The sequence below is a fragment of the Campylobacter porcelli genome (genome assembly GCF_002139855.1).
GTDB lineage: Bacteria > Campylobacterota > Campylobacteria > Campylobacterales > Campylobacteraceae > Campylobacter > Campylobacter porcelli.
On the sequence record NZ_CP018789.1, the window covers coordinates 33,194 to 49,084 of the forward strand.

Consider the following 15,891-nt stretch of genomic DNA (forward strand, 5'->3'; position numbering starts at 1 on the left):
GCGGGGTGTATAAAATTAAATTAGCAGCACCTTGAGCTACCTGCTCCATACTTTTTCTCTAAAGCCTCTTTGAAAAACTCCCTTTGGCTTTTTGGAGTTTGATTTGGATGAAATTTATGCATATACTCCACATATTTATCATAGCTAGGCATTCCCACTAGCAAGTGGGAAAACCTATCTATTTTTTTGTAAAATGCTGCGATTTTGCTTAAAATTTGCATATTAGCCCCTTAGTGAGCACATCCGCAGTGATGCGTATTGCAACCAGCCTTGCCTTCGTAATCCTCAGCTTTTAGATATGGAGATTCTGCTAGTGGGATTAATGGCTCTTTGCCACTTATTGCTCTAGCAATCACTCTTAAAGTAGCGATTAGGACAATGATGGTAATACCCATAAATACCGCACATAAAATAGCGTTAATTAGGTTATTTCTAGCTATTTGACTTGCTGATTTATACGCTTTTTCAGCCGCTACTAGCTGCGCATCATCAAGGGTGCCAGACTCTATTTTAGCCATTAAATCAGCGGCTTTTTTGCTATTATTTTGGTATGCTGCGACATGGCTTACTGAGTCGTGAACTCTCTCCCCATTAGCTGGAAGTAGCTTTTGAACGCCTGCACTCATAGTTGATATTAATACCCACGCAACTGGGAGTATCACAACCCAAGCTAGTTTGCCACGATTCATTTTAAACAATACACTAACTGCTAAAAGCAAGGCAATACCAGCTAGAAGTTGATTACTTACACCAAATAGCGTCCATAGTGCTTTTACGCCACCTGTTGGGTCAGTAATACCCATATATAATATTGAGCCCCAGCCAGCCACGCATAGAAGAGTTGCTATTAAGCCCATTGGCACTGAGCTGATATTTGCCATTGGTTTATAGAAATTGCCTAAAACATCTTGAACCATAAATCTTCCAGCCCTAGTGCCTGCATCAACGGCTGTTAGGATAAATAGGGCTTCAAATAAAATAGCAAAGTGATACCAAAATGCCATTGTACCTTCTAAGCTTGGCATTTTAGAGATTAATACAGCAAAGCCAAGAGCAAAGGTAGGAGCGCCGCCAGTTCTACTTAGAATACTTGGTTCGCCAACATCTTTAGTAAAGGCTAAGATATTTTGCTCTATCATCTCTGGGGTGATTTTGATAATATCTCCAGCAAATGAATTTATACTAGCTGCTGCTGCTTTAATGCCAGCTAGATAGCTTTGGCTTGCCTCGCCTTGGAATACCCCAAAGACCTCCCCAGCGCCTCTAGCTGCTGATATAGCTTCATTTGTTCCTAGACCAGCTGGTGCGACATTGATAGCAAAGTATAGATCTGGAGTTATGATAATAGCTGCGATTAACGCCATTACGCCAACTGCTGACTCCATAAGCATTGAGCCATATCCTACCATCTTAGCGTGGCTTTCCTTTTCTAGCATTTTTGGAGTTGTTCCGCTAGAGATTAGAGCGTGAAATCCGCTAATTGCACCACAAGCGATAGTTATGAATAAAAATGGAAATAATTTACCAGCAAACACTGGCCCAGTGCCATCTGTGAATTTAGTTACCATAGGCATTGCTACTTGGATATTTTGGTTTCCAGCAAAATCTCCTAAACCAAGATAGACTATAACTAACGCCATTGCAAATATAACGCCAATTTTAAGGAAAGTAGATAGGTAATCCCTAGGAGCTAGAAGTAGCCATACTGGCAAGATCGCTGCTACAAAACCATAGCCAATAGTGATAAATGCTAAATTTACTGGAGTGATGGTAAATATATCTGCCCAGTATGAATCAGCTGCTACATAGTGTCCGCCCCAAAGTGAAAGTAGCAACATAATAAAGCCAAAAATCGAAGCCTCTCCGATTCTACCAGGACGCACAAATCTCATCCAAATTCCCATAATAACAGCAATTGGCAAGGTCATAGCAATGGTAAATAATCCCCACGGAGACTCAGCCAAAGCATTTACAACAACCAAAGCAAGAATGGCTACAATAAGCATCATAATGCCTAAAATTCCAATCATAGCTACAGTTCCAACGCCTTTGCCAAGCTCCATTTTTATCATCTCACCAAGACTTTTACCATCTCTTCTAGTAGATAGCCATAAAACCACAAAGTCATGAACCGCCCCAGCAATAACAACCCCCACAACAAGCCAAATCATACCAGGCAAATAGCCCATTTGAGCTGCTAAAATCGGCCCTACTAGCGGTCCAGCCCCAGCAATGGCTGCAAAGTGGTGGCCAAATAGAACAATTTTGTTAGTTGGGACAAAGTCTCGTCCATCATTTTTCACAACTGCTGGAGTGGCTCTTTTATCATCAAGGCCTAAGACCCTTTGAGCTATGTATTTAGCGTAAAATCTATACGCTATTGAGTAGATACACACAGCAGCTACCACAAACCACAGGGCATTAACCGTTTCGCCCCTATCGATAGTTAGCTTAGCAAATCCAAGCACTGCGAAAAATACAACCGTAGCCCAGATAACTATGCTTAGCACTTTTTTATTCATATTGCCTCCGCTAAATTATTTTTTGGATTTTCAGATTTTAGCATATTTGAGAGCAAAATATAGGCTAAAGTGTATAAAATAGAAATATAAATTTAAATTATGTTACGATTTTACACATTAAGGGTAAATTATAAAGAAATTTGGCATATTTGATAAGATTTTGGCTTTAGATTTAATTTTTAGATTATAATTTTGGCTAATTTTTAAGATGAAATTTAAATTTAATCATATATCAAGTTGTAAATCAAAATTTTAAAATTTAATATATTTATTTAAGTTAATTATAATATAAGCTTTAAATAGCTAATTTATGGCTTTTAAATTTATATTTTAAACTATACAAATTTAGAAATTTAGAATTAAATTTAATAAATAATAAATTTTATTCATCAATTTCTTAAACAAAAAATTAATTTTATTATAATATTGATTGGATGGCAGTGTTTTGATAGAATTCTGCTTAGTTAATTCAAGTAAAATTTCAAGGAAAAGGCTTTGGATAGTAATCTTGTATGGAGTTTATATCTCTATGTATTCATCATTTTAGCACTTTGTGTGGCTTTTTATTTCACTAAAAAAATCGGTCCAACTGGCAAAAGCAATAGCTCAAAAGATAGAATTTACGAAAGTGGGATTGTCAATTTTTATGGTGGAATAAACTCAAGCATAAATGTCAAATACTACCTTGTGGCAATTGTCTTTGTGATATTTGATATTGAGGCTGTTTTTATGTATCCGTGGGCGGTAAGCCTTAGGGAGCTTGGGCTTTATGCTTTGGTAGAGATGTTTGTATTTATGGCTATTTTGCTTGTTGGCTTATACTATATTTATAAAAAGAAGATTTTAAGATGGGAATAGAAAATTTAGTCAAAAATGATCTAATTTTAACTAGATTAGACGCACTTTTTAACTGGGGGAGGTCAAATTCGCTTTGGCCTATGATTTTTGGGACGGCGTGCTGTGCGATTGAGTTTATGAGTGCTGTATCATCTAAGCATGATTTGAGCCGTTTTGGTGCTGAGGTTATGCGGTTTTCGCCGCGTCAAGCTGATTTAATGATAGTAGCTGGGACAATATCGTTTAAACAAGCTCCAATTTTAAAAGAGATATATGATCAAATGTGTGAGCCAAAGTGGGTTGTGAGTATGGGGGCGTGTGCTAGTAGTGGTGGATTTTATGATAATTATACAACCCTTCAAGGAATAGATCAGATAATACCAGTAGACGCCTATATCAGCGGTTGTCCGCCAAGACCAGAGGCGATAATTGATGCGATTTTAGCCATTCAGCAAAAGATAAAAGCTGGTAGTATAAAAGATCGCCATAGAGATTTTAAGGGGCTTTTAGATGCTTAGTAGTTTTATATCCAAATTTAGTTCTAAAATCTCGGAATATAATGGCATTACCACCGCAATAGTAGCTAGTGATGATATTTTTAATGCGGTTAAATTTGCTCGTGATGAGATGAAATATGAGATTTTAGCAGATATTGCTTGTGTGGATAATCTAAATTTAAATAATCCAAAAAGATTTAGCTTATACTATATTTTTAGCTCTTTACGGGGTGGGAATTTTATAATACAAACTGATTTAGATGAAGGTCAGAGCCTTCAAAGTGTTAGTCAAATTTACAAAAGTGCTAATTGGGCTGAGAGAGAGTGCTATGATCAATATGGGGTTAAATTTGATAATCATCCAAACCTTAGACGCATCTTAAATCATAAGGAGTTTGTGGGATACCCTTTGAGAAAGGATTATCCAATTGATAAATACCAAATTTTAACTCAAAGCGATAGCTTGGTTGATGAGATGAGAGATCAGCTCTTAAGTCTTGGTCTTGCTAGTGAAGAAAATGATGAATTTAAGATCAAATATACATTTTTAAATATAGGTCCATCGCACCCAGCTACGCATGGAACGATACGCAATTTTATGGCGCTTGATGGGGAGAAAATCGCTGCTTGTGTAACGGAGATTGGCTATTTGCATAGAGGATTTGAAAAGTCCTGTGAGACCCACACTTATGCTCAAATCATTCCATATACTGATAGATTAAACTACTGCTCAGCAATGCTAAATAATGTCGCATACGCTAAGGCTGTAGAGGATATTTTAGGTGTGAATTTGCCTGATAGAGCGATTTTTATGCGTGTGATTTTAGGTGAGTTAGCTCGTATTATCGATCATGAGGTCTGCCTTGGGGCGATGTTTGTGGATATGGGGGCGCTTACAAATTATTGGTATCTATATAATCCTAGAGAGAAAATTTATAATTTCTTATCTTGTTTAACTGGAGCTAGATTTACAAATTCATTTGCTAGAATTGGCGGTATGGCGCATGACTTTTATGATGGTTGGGAAGATGAGCTTTTGGGCTATTTAAAAGAGGTTCAAAAGGGTATTGATGATACCTTAACCCTTGTGGAGAAAAATAGAATTTTCCTAGATAGGGTTCAAAATATTTGTAAAATTAGTGCTAAAGATGCCTTAAGCTATGGATTTACTGGACCAAATTTAAGAGCTAGTGGTGTGGATTATGATTTAAGAAAAGATAAGCCATATTACTATTATGATAGCTTTGATTTTAATGTTCCTGTTGGTAGCTGTGGGGATATATATGATAGAATGTTTGTGCGATTTTATGAGATGAAAGAGAGTGTCTCTATAATTCGTCAAGCGATTAAGAAAATACCAAGTGGCGATATTTGTATCAAAGATAAAGATATAATTCTCCCACCAAAGAGTGAAGTATATGGCAATATCGAGGCTTTGATAAATCATTTTAAACTAATTTTTGATGGAGTTAAGCTTCCTGTGGGGCATTTTTATGGTGCGAGTGAAGGGGGTAATGGTGAGCTAGGATTTTTCATCGTTAGCGATGGGAAAAATATGCCATACCGCTTAAAGCTTAGACCGCCTTGCTTTTACGCTTTAAACGCATTTAGCGATATGGTTAGAGGTGGGCTGATCGCTGATAGTATATTGAATTTAGGTAGTATAAATATAATTGCTGGGGAGCTAGATAGATGAGTTTTGAATTCACAAAAGATGAGCTAGAAGGCTTAAATAATCTTCGCACCAAAGTAGATGATGATAGGGCGTTAGTATTACCAGCTCTTTGGATTTTACAAAGAAGACAAGGATTTATCAGCTCTGAAGATATATTGTATTTAGAAAAAACTCTTGGGATTAAGGCTATATTTTTTGCTGAAGTTATGGGCTTTTACTCTATGTTTAATGAGAGCAAAAAGGGTAAATATGAGCTTAAATTTTGTAAGACCATCACTTGTAAATTAAGAGGTGGCGATGAAGTGATAAAAGCCGCTAGCGATCTTCTTGGGATTAAGATGGGCGAAACTACTAAAGATGGGCTTTTTAGCCTTGGGGAGAGCGAGTGCTTGGGGTATTGTGAGAAGGCGCCTTGTATGCTATCAAATTTAGATCAAATCGGCGATCTAACCAAGGAGAGTATCATAGAGTTAATAGAAAGGCTAAGGAGAGAAAATGAAGGTCGTTAGTGCTAGATTTGATATACCTAATGCCAATAAAATAGAGGTTGCTAAAGCCCATGGGGCATATGCGAATTTAGATGAAATTCTAAAAATGCCAAGAATGGATATAGTAGATGCCATTGATAAAAGCGGATTAAGGGGCAAGGGCGGTGGTGGCGGTCACTGCGGAACTAAGTGGAAGAATATGGTAGCTTGGCCTAGCGATAAACGCTATTTGGTGGTAAATGGCGATGAGAGTGAGCCTGGAACTTGTAAGGATAAGTATATTTTCAATCTTGATCCACATCTGCTTATTGAAGGGATCATAATCTCAGCTTACGCTCTTAGTGCGTGTAGAGCATATATCTATATTAGGGGTGAGTATGAGAGAGAATTTCAAAGCATTAAAAGAGCAATTGATGAATCCAAAGATGAGAGGCGTGGCTTGGATATTATCGTTTGTAAGGGTGCTGGAGCTTATATTTGTGGGGAGAAAAGCGCACTTTTAGAAAGCATTGAAGGAAAAAGAGGCCACCCAAGATTAAAGCCACATAATAGAGCTGAGCCGGATTTTTTATTTGGTAGTGCGTGTGTGGTAAATAATGTAGAAACCATCGCTAGCGTGCCTTTTATAGTTAAAAATGGTTGGGAAAAATATAGAAGTGTAGGAACGCAAAAATCCCCTGGAACTCTGCTTTTTGCCGTTACTGGGTGCGTAAATACTCCGTGTGTTAAAGAGATGCCATTTGGGACTAAAATGATTGATTTTATCAATGAATTTGGCGGTGGAGTATGGAAAAATAGAGAGCTAAAGGCTGTTATCCCTGGTGGGTCATCTGCTGCGGTGCTTACCAAAGATGAGGTTATGAAAGCTACCTTAGATTATGAGAATTTATGGGAGTATAAAAGCGCTCTTGGAACTGGCGGTATGATGGTTTTTGACGATACGGTTAGTATGCCTAAGGTGCTTTTGAATTTGCTTGAGTTTTATACCGAAGAGAGCTGTGGACAATGCACTCCATGCCGTGAGGGCTGTGGCTGGGGAATGCGAGTGGTAGAGAGAATTTGTAAAGGCGAAGGGAGTAAAAAAGATCTAGCTACTTTAAAAGATATTTGCTTTATGCTTGATGGTAAGACAATTTGCGTATTTGCTCCAGCGGTCAAAGATGTGATTATGGGATTTATAACTAAATTTGAAGATGAGTTTTTAGCGCTTTGTAAGGATTAATATATGGTAGAGATTATAGTTGATGGAGAGAAATTTAGCGTAGATGAGAAGGGCAACCTAATTACTGAGCTAAAAAAACACAATATCGAGATTCCGCACTTTTGCTACCACGAAGCACTTGGAGTTAGTGGCAATTGTAGAATGTGCTTAATAGAAGTGGTGGGGCAAAAGCGTCCGCAAATCGCTTGTGATACGCCGATAAAAGATGGTATGGAGATTAAGATAAATAGCGATCTTACAAGGGCAGTTCAGCGTGGAATTTTGGAGCTTGAGTTTATCAATCATCCGCTTGATTGTCCAGTTTGCGATCAAGCTGGAGAGTGCGATTTACAAGATTATTATATGAAATTTGATTTACAAGACTCCAAGGTAAGCTTAGCTGATAAGGTAAGAAAGGGCAAAAGAGAGGATTTTGGCTCTTTGGTAGTCCATGATGAAGAGAGATGCGTGCTTTGTAGAAGATGCGTAAGATTTACTCAAATATGCACTCAAAGCTATGAGTTAGCCGTAGGTGGGCGTGGTGAGCATAGCCATATAATGCTTATGAATGGCAAGAAAATAGACAATCCATATGCTGGTAATATAGTAGATGTTTGTCCTGTTGGAGCGATGACTTCAGCTGATTTTAGATTTAAAAAGCGAGTCTGGCACCTTCAAAAGACCCCAGCTATTTGCCAAGGGTGCGAAAGGGGCTGTGCTATATGGATTGATAGCAATAAGGCAAAATATCAAGATAGTAAAATTTATAGATTTAGACCTAGAGAGAGTAGCGTAAATGGCTATTTTATCTGTGATTATGGTCGCTATAGCTACAAAAATGAGCAAGTAATCAAGCGTGATGATAGTGCTAAGATCTCATCTTTGGTCTTAGATATTAGGACAAATGGCGATAAATATGATATTTTAATCTCAAGCTCTTTGAGTATAGAAGAGATGAGTGCTATTAAGATTTTGGCTAGTAAATTTAATATGGGTTTATATGGATTTAGCGATTTTAGGGACAAGAGCTTTAAAGATGAGATTGGATTAAAGCTTAGAGTGCCTAATAAAACTGCTAATCGAGTTGGATTAAATAGGCTTGGACTAGATAAAAATTTAGATAAAAAATCTAAGAATTTAATAGTCTTCCACCTTGGCAAGGATTTTGAATTTCTTAATAAATTTGAGTTTGAAAGCTTAATCAAAATCGGCTCAAACAGTGATGCGGATATAGTTTGTGCTAGTAGCTATCACAGAGATGGACATACCTTAAATATAGATGGCAAATTGCGATTTAGCAAGGGTGCGTTTGAGCCACTTAGCCCTAGAATTTGCGATATTGTAAGTGAGCTTATGGGAGATAGGGTGGAGTTTGATATGAGTATATTAAAGGCGTTTGCATGAGTGAGATTTGGCTAATTATATTTAGAATTGCGTTTATTCTTATATTTATTTTGGCTTTGATACCTGTTTTGGTGCTTTTAGAGCGTAAAATTTCAGCCTTTATCCAAGACCGCCCAGGCCCAAATAGAGCAAATATCGCTGGGATAAGGCTTGGTGGGTTAGTTCAAGCCTTGGCTGATGCTTTGAAACTAGCTATAAAAGAGGATTTTACCCCAGCAGCCATTAGATCTAAAGCACTATTTACCATCGCTCCTATGGTGCTATTTTTGATGAGCACACTTACTATAGCTGTAATTCCTTTTAGTGAGTATTTTACCATTGATGGAGTAAAGCACCTTATGCAAGCAATCCCATTTGATGGTGGTATGCTATGGTATTTGGGGTTTGCTAGTCTTAGCATTTATGGTATTATGCTAGCTGGTTGGAGCTCAAATAATAAATACTCTCTTTTAGGCTCTTTGCGTGCTGCTAGTGGAGCTATAAGCTATGAAATTCCGCTAGGACTTGCTGTTGTTAGTATGATAATTACATATAATTCAATTAGTTTAAATGATTTTGTGATAGCACAGCAAGGCTCATTTTTAGGGCTTCCTTCGTGGGGGATATTTATTCAGCCATTAGCGGCGATAATATTTATCATCTGTGCTTTTGCTGAGACTAATAGGGCTCCATTTGACCTAGCTGAAGGGGAGAGTGAGATAGTAGCTGGGTATCATCTAGAGTATAGTGCGATGAGCTTTGCTATGTTTTTTATGGCTGAATATATCGCTATGACAGCTATGAGTGCGCTTATAGTTACGATATTTTTTGGTGGATACTCCTTGCCATATCTCTCACAAGCTAGTTTGGCTGCTAATTATGAGATTGTGTTACTTAGCATAGCTGGAGTGGCGACTATTTTTGGTCTATTATTTATCTGGTGGGTTAGTAAAAATAATGTTACAAGATATAAAATAAATAAAGATCATAGAAAAAAAGAGAATATCATATACTACGCTTTGACTATTGTGATAGTGGCGATTATAGATATTATAAGCTTATATTTTTATGGAAATTTGGGTGAATTTGGTGCTGAGATTGTGGCTACTGCGGTGAATTTAATAGTATTTGCCTTAAAAACTTTTATTGTGCTACTTGTATTTATATGGGTAAGATGGACTTTGCCTAGATTTAGATATGACCAAATTCAACGCTTAGGCTGGGAAAAGCTCATGCCATTGGCAATTTTAAATATTATTATTACAGCATTGGTGGTGGTTTATGGCAATTAAGATTAAGAAGATTGAGCGTAAGAAAATGCCATTTTTAGAGCGAATTTATATATTTTATATCATCGCTGGAATGGCTAGGACTTTTAAGCATTTTATTAGAAATTTGCTAAATACAAAAAATATTGAATTTCTAGAGTATCCAGAGCAAAAGCCAGAGGATATTAGCCCTAGGTATCGTGGTCTTCATAGGCTAACAAAATATGATAATGGAGAGCTAAAGTGCGTTGCGTGCGATATGTGTGCTACGGCTTGTCCTGCTAAGTGTATATTTATAGAAGCTTGTGAAGTACCTAATAGCAAAGAAAAAGCTCCAAAGGTTTTTAATATAGATCTTTTGGAGTGTGTATTTTGTGGGCTTTGCGTGGAGGCTTGTCCTAAAGATGCCATTAGAATGGATAGTGGGATATTTACTAAGGTTGAAGGTAGCAAAGATAGCTTTATTAGCGATATAAATGAGCTTAGTAGTAGAAAAAGGGGAGAGTTTTGATGGAGAATTTTTTGTTTATTAACTTCTCATTTTTAGCTATTTTAGGAGCTTTGGGGCTAATTAGCTTTAAAGCGCCAATCCATGGGGCATTATCTATGATTGTCTCTCTTGTGGCTATAGCTGGGTTATATCTTTTATTATATGCTAAAACTCTATTTTTAATCCAAATAGTAGTATATGCTGGGGCGATTATGGTTTTATCGGTATTTGTGATGATGTTTTTTAATATAAAATCTGATAGTTTATGGGCTAAATTTAGCTTTATTCAAATGCTCCAAGTCGCTTTGCCATTAGTTGTTTTTGGCTTTTTGGCTTACTGGCTTTCGTTAATGCCTAGTAGCTTTGAGATTGTGCCTGATGGGTTTGGGGATATTGCTCTACTTGGAAAATATCTATTTTTTAACTGGGGATTTAGTTTTGAGATGATTTCGCTACTTTTAACTGCTGCTTTAGTGGGGGTTGTGGCGATTTTAAAAGGCAAAAATAATGGTTGAGAACTATATATTTGTAGCGATTTTGCTCTTTGTGATTGGGATTTGCGGTGTTATTTTGCGTAAGAATATCTTTACTATTTTTATGTCTATTGAGCTGATGTTAAATGCTGTTGCTTTGCTTTTTGCGATATTTGCTAGGGTTAATTTAAATTTAGATGGTCAAGTCATCGTAATGCTAGTTATCGCTATAGCCGCAGCTGAGGCTAGCTTTGGTCTAGCGCTCATTACGCTATTGCATAAGTCTAAACAGACTCTAAATATAGATAGCTTTAAAGAGTTAAAGGATGGTAATGCTAGTTAATATCGTAATTTTAGCACCAATTATCGGTAGTTTTTTGCTTGGAATTTTATATCTTTCTAGAAGAGTTCTTGGCTTATCTCAAGGGTTTTTTGCCTTTTTGGGTATGGCTGGACCTGTAGTTAGCTTTGTAGCTATGGCTTTATTGTTTGCTAATAGCTATGGAAATAGCCTAAATTTAGAGCTATTTAACTGGCTAGATATTGCTGGATTTAGCATAAATGTGGGATTTTACCTTGATAGCCTTAGCCTTGTGATGGCGATATTTGTAGCATTTTTGGGTATGCTTATCCATTTTTATTCTATAGGATATATGGATGGCGATGAGGGCTTTGGTAAGTTTTTTTGTTATATGAATTTATTCTTAGCTTCAATGCTGATTTTGGTTTTGGCTAATAATCCTATTTTAATGTTTGTTGGCTGGGAGGGTGTGGGCGTATGCTCATATCTATTAATCGCCTTTTATTTTAATGATAAAGATAATGTAAAAGCTGGTAATAAAGCCTTTATCTTAAATAGAATTGGTGATTTTGGCTTTTTGATTGGGCTTATTGCTTTATATCTTGCTAGTAGTGGGGTTAAATTTGATTATATTGGCTTAAATGAAGTTAGCTTTAGCCCTAGTGTGGCGATATTTATCGCATTTTGTTTTATCGCTGGAGCTTTGGCTAAATCGGCTCAAATTCCGCTATACACTTGGCTACCTGATGCGATGGCTGGTCCAACGCCGATTTCAGCCCTAATCCACGCTGCGACTATGGTTACAGCTGGGGTTTATATGGTGGTTAGGTTTGAGTTTTTATTTGCTGGGCTTAGTTTGCCAGTGGAGGTTTTAGCAGGGATTGGTGCGGCTGGAGCGTTGTTTGCTGGGATTATTGCGACAAAGGCTACTGATATTAAAAAGATTTTAGCCTACTCTACAATGAGCCAATTAGGATATATGTTTGCCGCACTTAGCTATAGCTCTGGGGCTGCTATGTATCATCTATTTACCCATGGATTTTTTAAAGCACTTTTATTTTTGAGTGCTGGAGCTATAATCATAGCACTTCATCATGAGCAAAATATCTTTAAAATGGGGAATTTAAAGGATAATAAATCTCTATATTACCCAATGCTATTTGGTATGCTTGCAATTAGCGGGATATTTCCTTTTGCTGGATTTTTCTCTAAAGATGCTATTATCCTTGGGGCGTTGCTCTCAGGGCATTATACGATATTTGCCATCTTGCTATTTACCGCAGGTCTTACGGCATATTATTGCTTTAGGCTATTTTTCTTAGTATTTTACTCACAAAATCCAGCACCAAAACAGCATAAGGTGCCATTTAGTATGCTTGGGGTGAATTATATACTTTGTTTATTTGCTTTAGGTGGTGGATTTATGGCTATATTTTTAGATATTAATCATCCGACTTTGATGGTGGAGATCATCGCTGGAGTGGTGAGTATGGTGGTATCTGCTATTGGTATTTTCATCGCTTATAAGAAATTTTATAACTACAAAAACTGCGAGGAGAAAATGGGTAAATTTGAGAGTATCGTAGCAAATAAATTCTACATAGATGAGATATATGATTTTGTTTTTGTAGAAAATTTAAAACGAATTAGCTGCTTTTTACGCAAGATTGTAGATGATAAAATTTTATATCCGCTTGTTGAGCTTAGTGCTTTAGCATTTAGGGCATTTAGCCAAATTTATGCTAGATACACTCAAAGTGGCTTAGCTAGTTCATATGCGTTTTATATGCTATTTTTCATCTGTGTTATTATTATATTTTCAAAGGCTATTTTATGAGTAGTATCTTGAGTTTGATTATATTTATACCATTTTTATTAGGGGTTTTTATAGCTCTGTTTTGTAATAATTTTTGGGGTAAGATTATAGCTTTTAGTGGCTCTGTTTTTGTGGCGATTTTGGCTGTTATTATGACTATTGGTTTTGACCCAGCTGGTGGATTGCAGTTTGTAGATATTATCCCGCTAGTGCAAAGCTATGGGATTACATATATGGTTGGCGTTGATGGGATTAATATCTATCTTATTTTGATTATTACTCTATTTTTGCCATTTTTGTTTTTTGTGCTTAGGGATCAAGAGAGGGGCTTTTGGGCGAATTTGCTTTTTATAGAGAGTGGATTTTTGGCTGTTTGTAGCTCACTTGATTTGATATTTTTCTATGCTGGTTGGGAGATGATGCTCTTGCCGATATTTATAATGACTGGACTATATGGTAAAAGCATTAAACGAGCTAAGGCTATGCTTGATATGATGTATTATGCGATATTTGGATCGATGATTATGCTTGGGGCGATTATCTATCTTGGCGTGGCTCACTATTTTGAATTTGGCTTTTATAGCTTTGCTTTAGCTGATTTGGCTAATTTAAATTTAAGCTTGATGGCAGAGCGAATACTATTTTTTAGCTTTATGATAGCCTTTGTGATTAAGCTTCCTTTGTTTCCATTTCATATGTGGCTTAGTGGGGCATATACTCATTCTCCTAGCGTGGCTACATTTATGCTCTCAGCCATTGCGTCTAAGGTGGCTATATTTGCGATTTTGAGATTTGTATTGCCGATATTTTCTCTTAGTTTTGTGGAATTTTCTAGCTATTTTGTGGCACTTGGGATATTTTCTATGATATATTTTGGGGTGATTGCGCTTAGGTGTGATGACTTTAAAACACTTTTGGCATTTGCTTCAGCCTCGCATTTAGGATTAATCTTAGCTGGGGTTTTTAGCCTTGATGTAGTGGGAATGAGTGGGGCAATGTATCAGATTGTAGCTCATGCCTTAACTAGTGGTGCGATGTTTTTGATGGTAGGCATTATCAGCTCTCAGCTAGGTACTCGCAAGATTAGTAATCTTGGTGGTATAGCTCATAAGGCTCCTATTTTTGCTACGATATTTGGCATTATGATGCTCTCAAGCGTGGGACTTCCTACGACAATTGGCTTTGTAGCAGAGCTTTTAATCTTAGTTGGTCTATTTAAAACAAATTTAATATATGGCATTATCGCTACAACCTCTATTATAGTTGGTGCTGTGTATATGTTTGTGGTCTATCGCAAGGCAATTTTACAAAGCGTAAATGAAATTACAGATAAATTTAAAGAGCTTAGAAAATCTCAAATTATAGCATTTAGCCTTGTGGCGATTGTGATATTTGTGATGGGTATATATCCTAAACCAATTTTAGATCTATCTCAAGGCACAATCCAAAGCCACTATGAAAAATATATAAAATCAAATTTAAAGGGGCAAGAATGATAGCTTTAACACCTTTTTTACTATCAATAGCCGCTATTATAGCTAATATATTTTTAAGCGTTACAAGGATTAATAAAGCCCTACTTTTAGGGTTAAATTTAGCTTTTTGGGCTGTTATTTTAATCTCATTTTTTGCTTTTAGAGTTCAGATATTTAGTAGTGATATACCATTTTTTGTTAATGAATTTATAATTCTTGGGCAATTTGAGTTTATATTTTGCGTTGTTATAGCCTTTCTTATGATGATATTTTTAGCTACTTTATATTTTAGCGATGATGAGAGCTATTTTAAGCCTGAGCTTATAGCATTAGCAAATTTAGCCTCATTTGGTATGATAGGTATGATAATCTCAAGCGAAATTATAACCACGCTGATTTTTATAGAGATTGCCTCCATATCCATATATGCTATGATAGCTTTAAATTCAAACACCAAAAGCATTGAAGCGGCCTTTAAATACTTCTTGCTTTCATCATTTATGAGTGCGTTTTATTTGCTTGGTGCAGCACTGATTTTTGGCGATACGCAAACAACAAAATATGAGATAATAAGCAGATTAATATCCCCATCACTTATTGCTACAATTGGCGCTATGCTAATTATCTCTATGATGTTTTTTAAGATTGCGATTTTTGGCTTTTATCGCTGGAGCATTGATGTGTATTATGGAGCAAGCACGAGTATAACTGGATATTTAGCCGGAGCGTTTAAATTAGCTAGTTTTGGAATGTTGATTAAATTTGCCTTGCTTTATAGCGGTGGCTGGGATGAGATTTTAGCCATTATATTTAGCGTTGTGGCGATATTTAGTATGTTTATAGGCAACTTTTTAAGCCTAAAAGAGATTGATGTCAAAAAGATTTTAATAGCCGCTGGGATCGTTCATGCTGGGTATATTTTTATAAATTTAGCTAGTTTGAATGTCGAAAATCCGCTATTTGCTGGGGTGTTTTATATCACGATTTATGCTATTACAACTGGATTTGGCTTTTTGCTTTTAAATTCACTCTTTGGCGATAAACAAGTTACCATAGACTCCATCGCAGGATTATATCATAGCTCACCGCTTGGCGCTTTAGCATTTACTATTATCTGCCTTTCATATATTGGATTTCCATATACGGTGGGATTTTTGGGTAAGGTTTATGTATTCTCAAGTGCTTTTGAAGCTGGTAATGCGTATTTGGCAATTTTTGGTATCATTAATACCATTTTATCAGTATATTACTATTTAAGAATCATAATTAGCATATATTTTAAATCGCCAAATCAAGCTATCATAATCCCAAAATGTAGAGCTGTCTGGATAGGAATTTTAAGTATTTTAGCGATTGCTTTTGTGATTTTAGAGGGGATTGGGATTAGCTCAATTTTAGGCTATTTATCTTTGATAGTGGGCTAAATTTAGCTATTGTTAGACTGTTTTATATCTATTTTATAGTT

Annotated in this window: 15 protein-coding genes; 13 read left to right on the forward strand and 2 right to left on the reverse strand. The window is 36.4% G+C overall.

Going from position 1 to position 15,891, the window contains the following annotated elements:
* Positions 1–20 precede the first annotated feature (20 nt).
* Both kcuS and CSUIS_RS00190 read right to left on the reverse strand, forming a co-directional pair.
* The gene (gene kcuS / locus CSUIS_RS00185) at positions 21–221 is read right to left on the reverse strand and encodes a KCU-star family selenoprotein (RefSeq protein ID WP_086296656.1); all 201 of its coding nucleotides are present in this window, start codon (positions 219–221) and stop codon (positions 21–23) included.
* A 9-nt stretch (positions 222–230) separates the two neighbouring features.
* On the reverse strand, positions 231–2,522 hold the full coding sequence (locus CSUIS_RS00190) for a carbon starvation CstA family protein (RefSeq protein WP_086296657.1): 2,292 nt from the start codon (positions 2,520–2,522) through the stop codon (positions 231–233).
* A gap of 495 nt (positions 2,523–3,017) precedes the next feature.
* Between CSUIS_RS00190 and CSUIS_RS00195 the strand changes: the two genes are divergently transcribed.
* The 13 genes from CSUIS_RS00195 to CSUIS_RS00255 are packed head-to-tail and all read left to right on the forward strand — an operon-like array spanning position 3,018 to position 15,850.
* The gene (locus CSUIS_RS00195) at positions 3,018–3,380 is read left to right on the forward strand and encodes an NADH-quinone oxidoreductase subunit A (protein ID WP_086242428.1); all 363 of its coding nucleotides are present in this window, start codon (positions 3,018–3,020) and stop codon (positions 3,378–3,380) included.
* Positions 3,371–3,877 carry an NADH-quinone oxidoreductase subunit B gene (locus CSUIS_RS00200; protein ID WP_086242429.1) on the forward strand — a complete coding sequence of 169 codons (507 nt, stop codon included), beginning with the start codon at positions 3,371–3,373 and terminating at the stop codon, positions 3,875–3,877. Before CSUIS_RS00195 ends, CSUIS_RS00200 begins: the two co-directional genes overlap by 10 nt.
* Positions 3,870–5,552 carry an NADH-quinone oxidoreductase subunit D gene (locus CSUIS_RS00205; RefSeq protein WP_086296658.1) on the forward strand — a complete coding sequence of 561 codons (1,683 nt, stop codon included), beginning with the start codon at positions 3,870–3,872 and terminating at the stop codon, positions 5,550–5,552. The genes CSUIS_RS00200 and CSUIS_RS00205 overlap by 8 nt, the downstream gene beginning before the upstream one ends.
* The gene (locus CSUIS_RS00210; RefSeq protein ID WP_086296659.1) at positions 5,549–6,040 is read left to right on the forward strand and encodes an NADH-quinone oxidoreductase subunit NuoE family protein; all 492 of its coding nucleotides are present in this window, start codon (positions 5,549–5,551) and stop codon (positions 6,038–6,040) included. The genes CSUIS_RS00205 and CSUIS_RS00210 overlap by 4 nt, the downstream gene beginning before the upstream one ends.
* Positions 6,027–7,241, forward strand: a complete 1,215-nt coding sequence (nuoF, locus tag CSUIS_RS00215) for an NADH-quinone oxidoreductase subunit NuoF (protein ID WP_086296660.1) — start codon at positions 6,027–6,029, stop codon at positions 7,239–7,241. Before CSUIS_RS00210 ends, nuoF begins: the two co-directional genes overlap by 14 nt.
* Before the next feature lie 3 nt (positions 7,242–7,244).
* Complete coding sequence (locus CSUIS_RS00220) at positions 7,245–8,624, forward strand: NADH-quinone oxidoreductase subunit G (RefSeq protein ID WP_086296661.1); 1,380 nt, start codon at positions 7,245–7,247, stop codon at positions 8,622–8,624.
* On the forward strand, positions 8,621–9,895 hold the full coding sequence (locus CSUIS_RS00225) for a complex I subunit 1/NuoH family protein (RefSeq protein ID WP_086296662.1): 1,275 nt from the start codon (positions 8,621–8,623) through the stop codon (positions 9,893–9,895). Before CSUIS_RS00220 ends, CSUIS_RS00225 begins: the two co-directional genes overlap by 4 nt.
* On the forward strand, positions 9,885–10,382 hold the full coding sequence (locus CSUIS_RS00230; protein WP_192940189.1) for a NuoI/complex I 23 kDa subunit family protein: 498 nt from the start codon (positions 9,885–9,887) through the stop codon (positions 10,380–10,382). The genes CSUIS_RS00225 and CSUIS_RS00230 overlap by 11 nt, the downstream gene beginning before the upstream one ends.
* Positions 10,382–10,876 (forward strand): NADH-quinone oxidoreductase subunit J family protein, encoded by a 495-nt coding sequence (locus tag CSUIS_RS00235; protein WP_086296663.1) that lies wholly within the window; start codon positions 10,382–10,384, stop codon positions 10,874–10,876. Before CSUIS_RS00230 ends, CSUIS_RS00235 begins: the two co-directional genes overlap by 1 nt.
* Positions 10,869–11,177, forward strand: a complete 309-nt coding sequence (gene nuoK / locus CSUIS_RS00240; protein WP_086296664.1) for an NADH-quinone oxidoreductase subunit NuoK — start codon at positions 10,869–10,871, stop codon at positions 11,175–11,177. Before CSUIS_RS00235 ends, nuoK begins: the two co-directional genes overlap by 8 nt.
* Positions 11,167–12,972 (forward strand): NADH-quinone oxidoreductase subunit L, encoded by a 1,806-nt coding sequence (nuoL, locus tag CSUIS_RS00245; RefSeq protein WP_086296665.1) that lies wholly within the window; start codon positions 11,167–11,169, stop codon positions 12,970–12,972. The genes nuoK and nuoL overlap by 11 nt, the downstream gene beginning before the upstream one ends.
* On the forward strand, positions 12,969–14,447 hold the full coding sequence (locus CSUIS_RS00250; protein WP_086296666.1) for a complex I subunit 4 family protein: 1,479 nt from the start codon (positions 12,969–12,971) through the stop codon (positions 14,445–14,447). The genes nuoL and CSUIS_RS00250 overlap by 4 nt, the downstream gene beginning before the upstream one ends.
* Positions 14,444–15,850: an NADH-quinone oxidoreductase subunit N gene (locus tag CSUIS_RS00255; protein WP_086296667.1), complete on the forward strand. Its 1,407-nt coding sequence runs from the start codon at positions 14,444–14,446 to the stop codon at positions 15,848–15,850. The genes CSUIS_RS00250 and CSUIS_RS00255 overlap by 4 nt, the downstream gene beginning before the upstream one ends.
* Positions 15,851–15,891 lie beyond the last annotated feature (41 nt).

What these genes read in the sequence shown, in the direction of transcription:
- nuoF (WP_086296660.1), top strand. Translation starts at nt 6,027, where the DNA reads ATGAAGGTCGTTAGTGCTAGATTTGATATACCTAATGCCAATAAAATA.
- CSUIS_RS00225 (WP_086296662.1), top strand. Translation starts at nt 8,621, where the DNA reads ATGAGTGAGATTTGGCTAATTATATTTAGAATTGCGTTTATTCTTATA.
- CSUIS_RS00220 (WP_086296661.1), top strand. Translation starts at nt 7,245, where the DNA reads ATGGTAGAGATTATAGTTGATGGAGAGAAATTTAGCGTAGATGAGAAG.
- CSUIS_RS00230 (WP_192940189.1), top strand. Translation starts at nt 9,885, where the DNA reads ATGGCAATTAAGATTAAGAAGATTGAGCGTAAGAAAATGCCATTTTTA.
- CSUIS_RS00235 (WP_086296663.1), top strand. Translation starts at nt 10,382, where the DNA reads ATGGAGAATTTTTTGTTTATTAACTTCTCATTTTTAGCTATTTTAGGA.
- CSUIS_RS00190 (WP_086296657.1), bottom strand. Translation starts at nt 2,522, where the DNA reads ATGAATAAAAAAGTGCTAAGCATAGTTATCTGGGCTACGGTTGTATTT.
- CSUIS_RS00250 (WP_086296666.1), top strand. Translation starts at nt 12,969, where the DNA reads ATGAGTAGTATCTTGAGTTTGATTATATTTATACCATTTTTATTAGGG.
- kcuS (WP_086296656.1), bottom strand. Translation starts at nt 221, where the DNA reads ATGCAAATTTTAAGCAAAATCGCAGCATTTTACAAAAAAATAGATAGG.
- CSUIS_RS00205 (WP_086296658.1), top strand. Translation starts at nt 3,870, where the DNA reads ATGCTTAGTAGTTTTATATCCAAATTTAGTTCTAAAATCTCGGAATAT.
- CSUIS_RS00255 (WP_086296667.1), top strand. Translation starts at nt 14,444, where the DNA reads ATGATAGCTTTAACACCTTTTTTACTATCAATAGCCGCTATTATAGCT.
- nuoK (WP_086296664.1), top strand. Translation starts at nt 10,869, where the DNA reads ATGGTTGAGAACTATATATTTGTAGCGATTTTGCTCTTTGTGATTGGG.
- nuoL (WP_086296665.1), top strand. Translation starts at nt 11,167, where the DNA reads ATGCTAGTTAATATCGTAATTTTAGCACCAATTATCGGTAGTTTTTTG.
- CSUIS_RS00210 (WP_086296659.1), top strand. Translation starts at nt 5,549, where the DNA reads ATGAGTTTTGAATTCACAAAAGATGAGCTAGAAGGCTTAAATAATCTT.
- CSUIS_RS00200 (WP_086242429.1), top strand. Translation starts at nt 3,371, where the DNA reads ATGGGAATAGAAAATTTAGTCAAAAATGATCTAATTTTAACTAGATTA.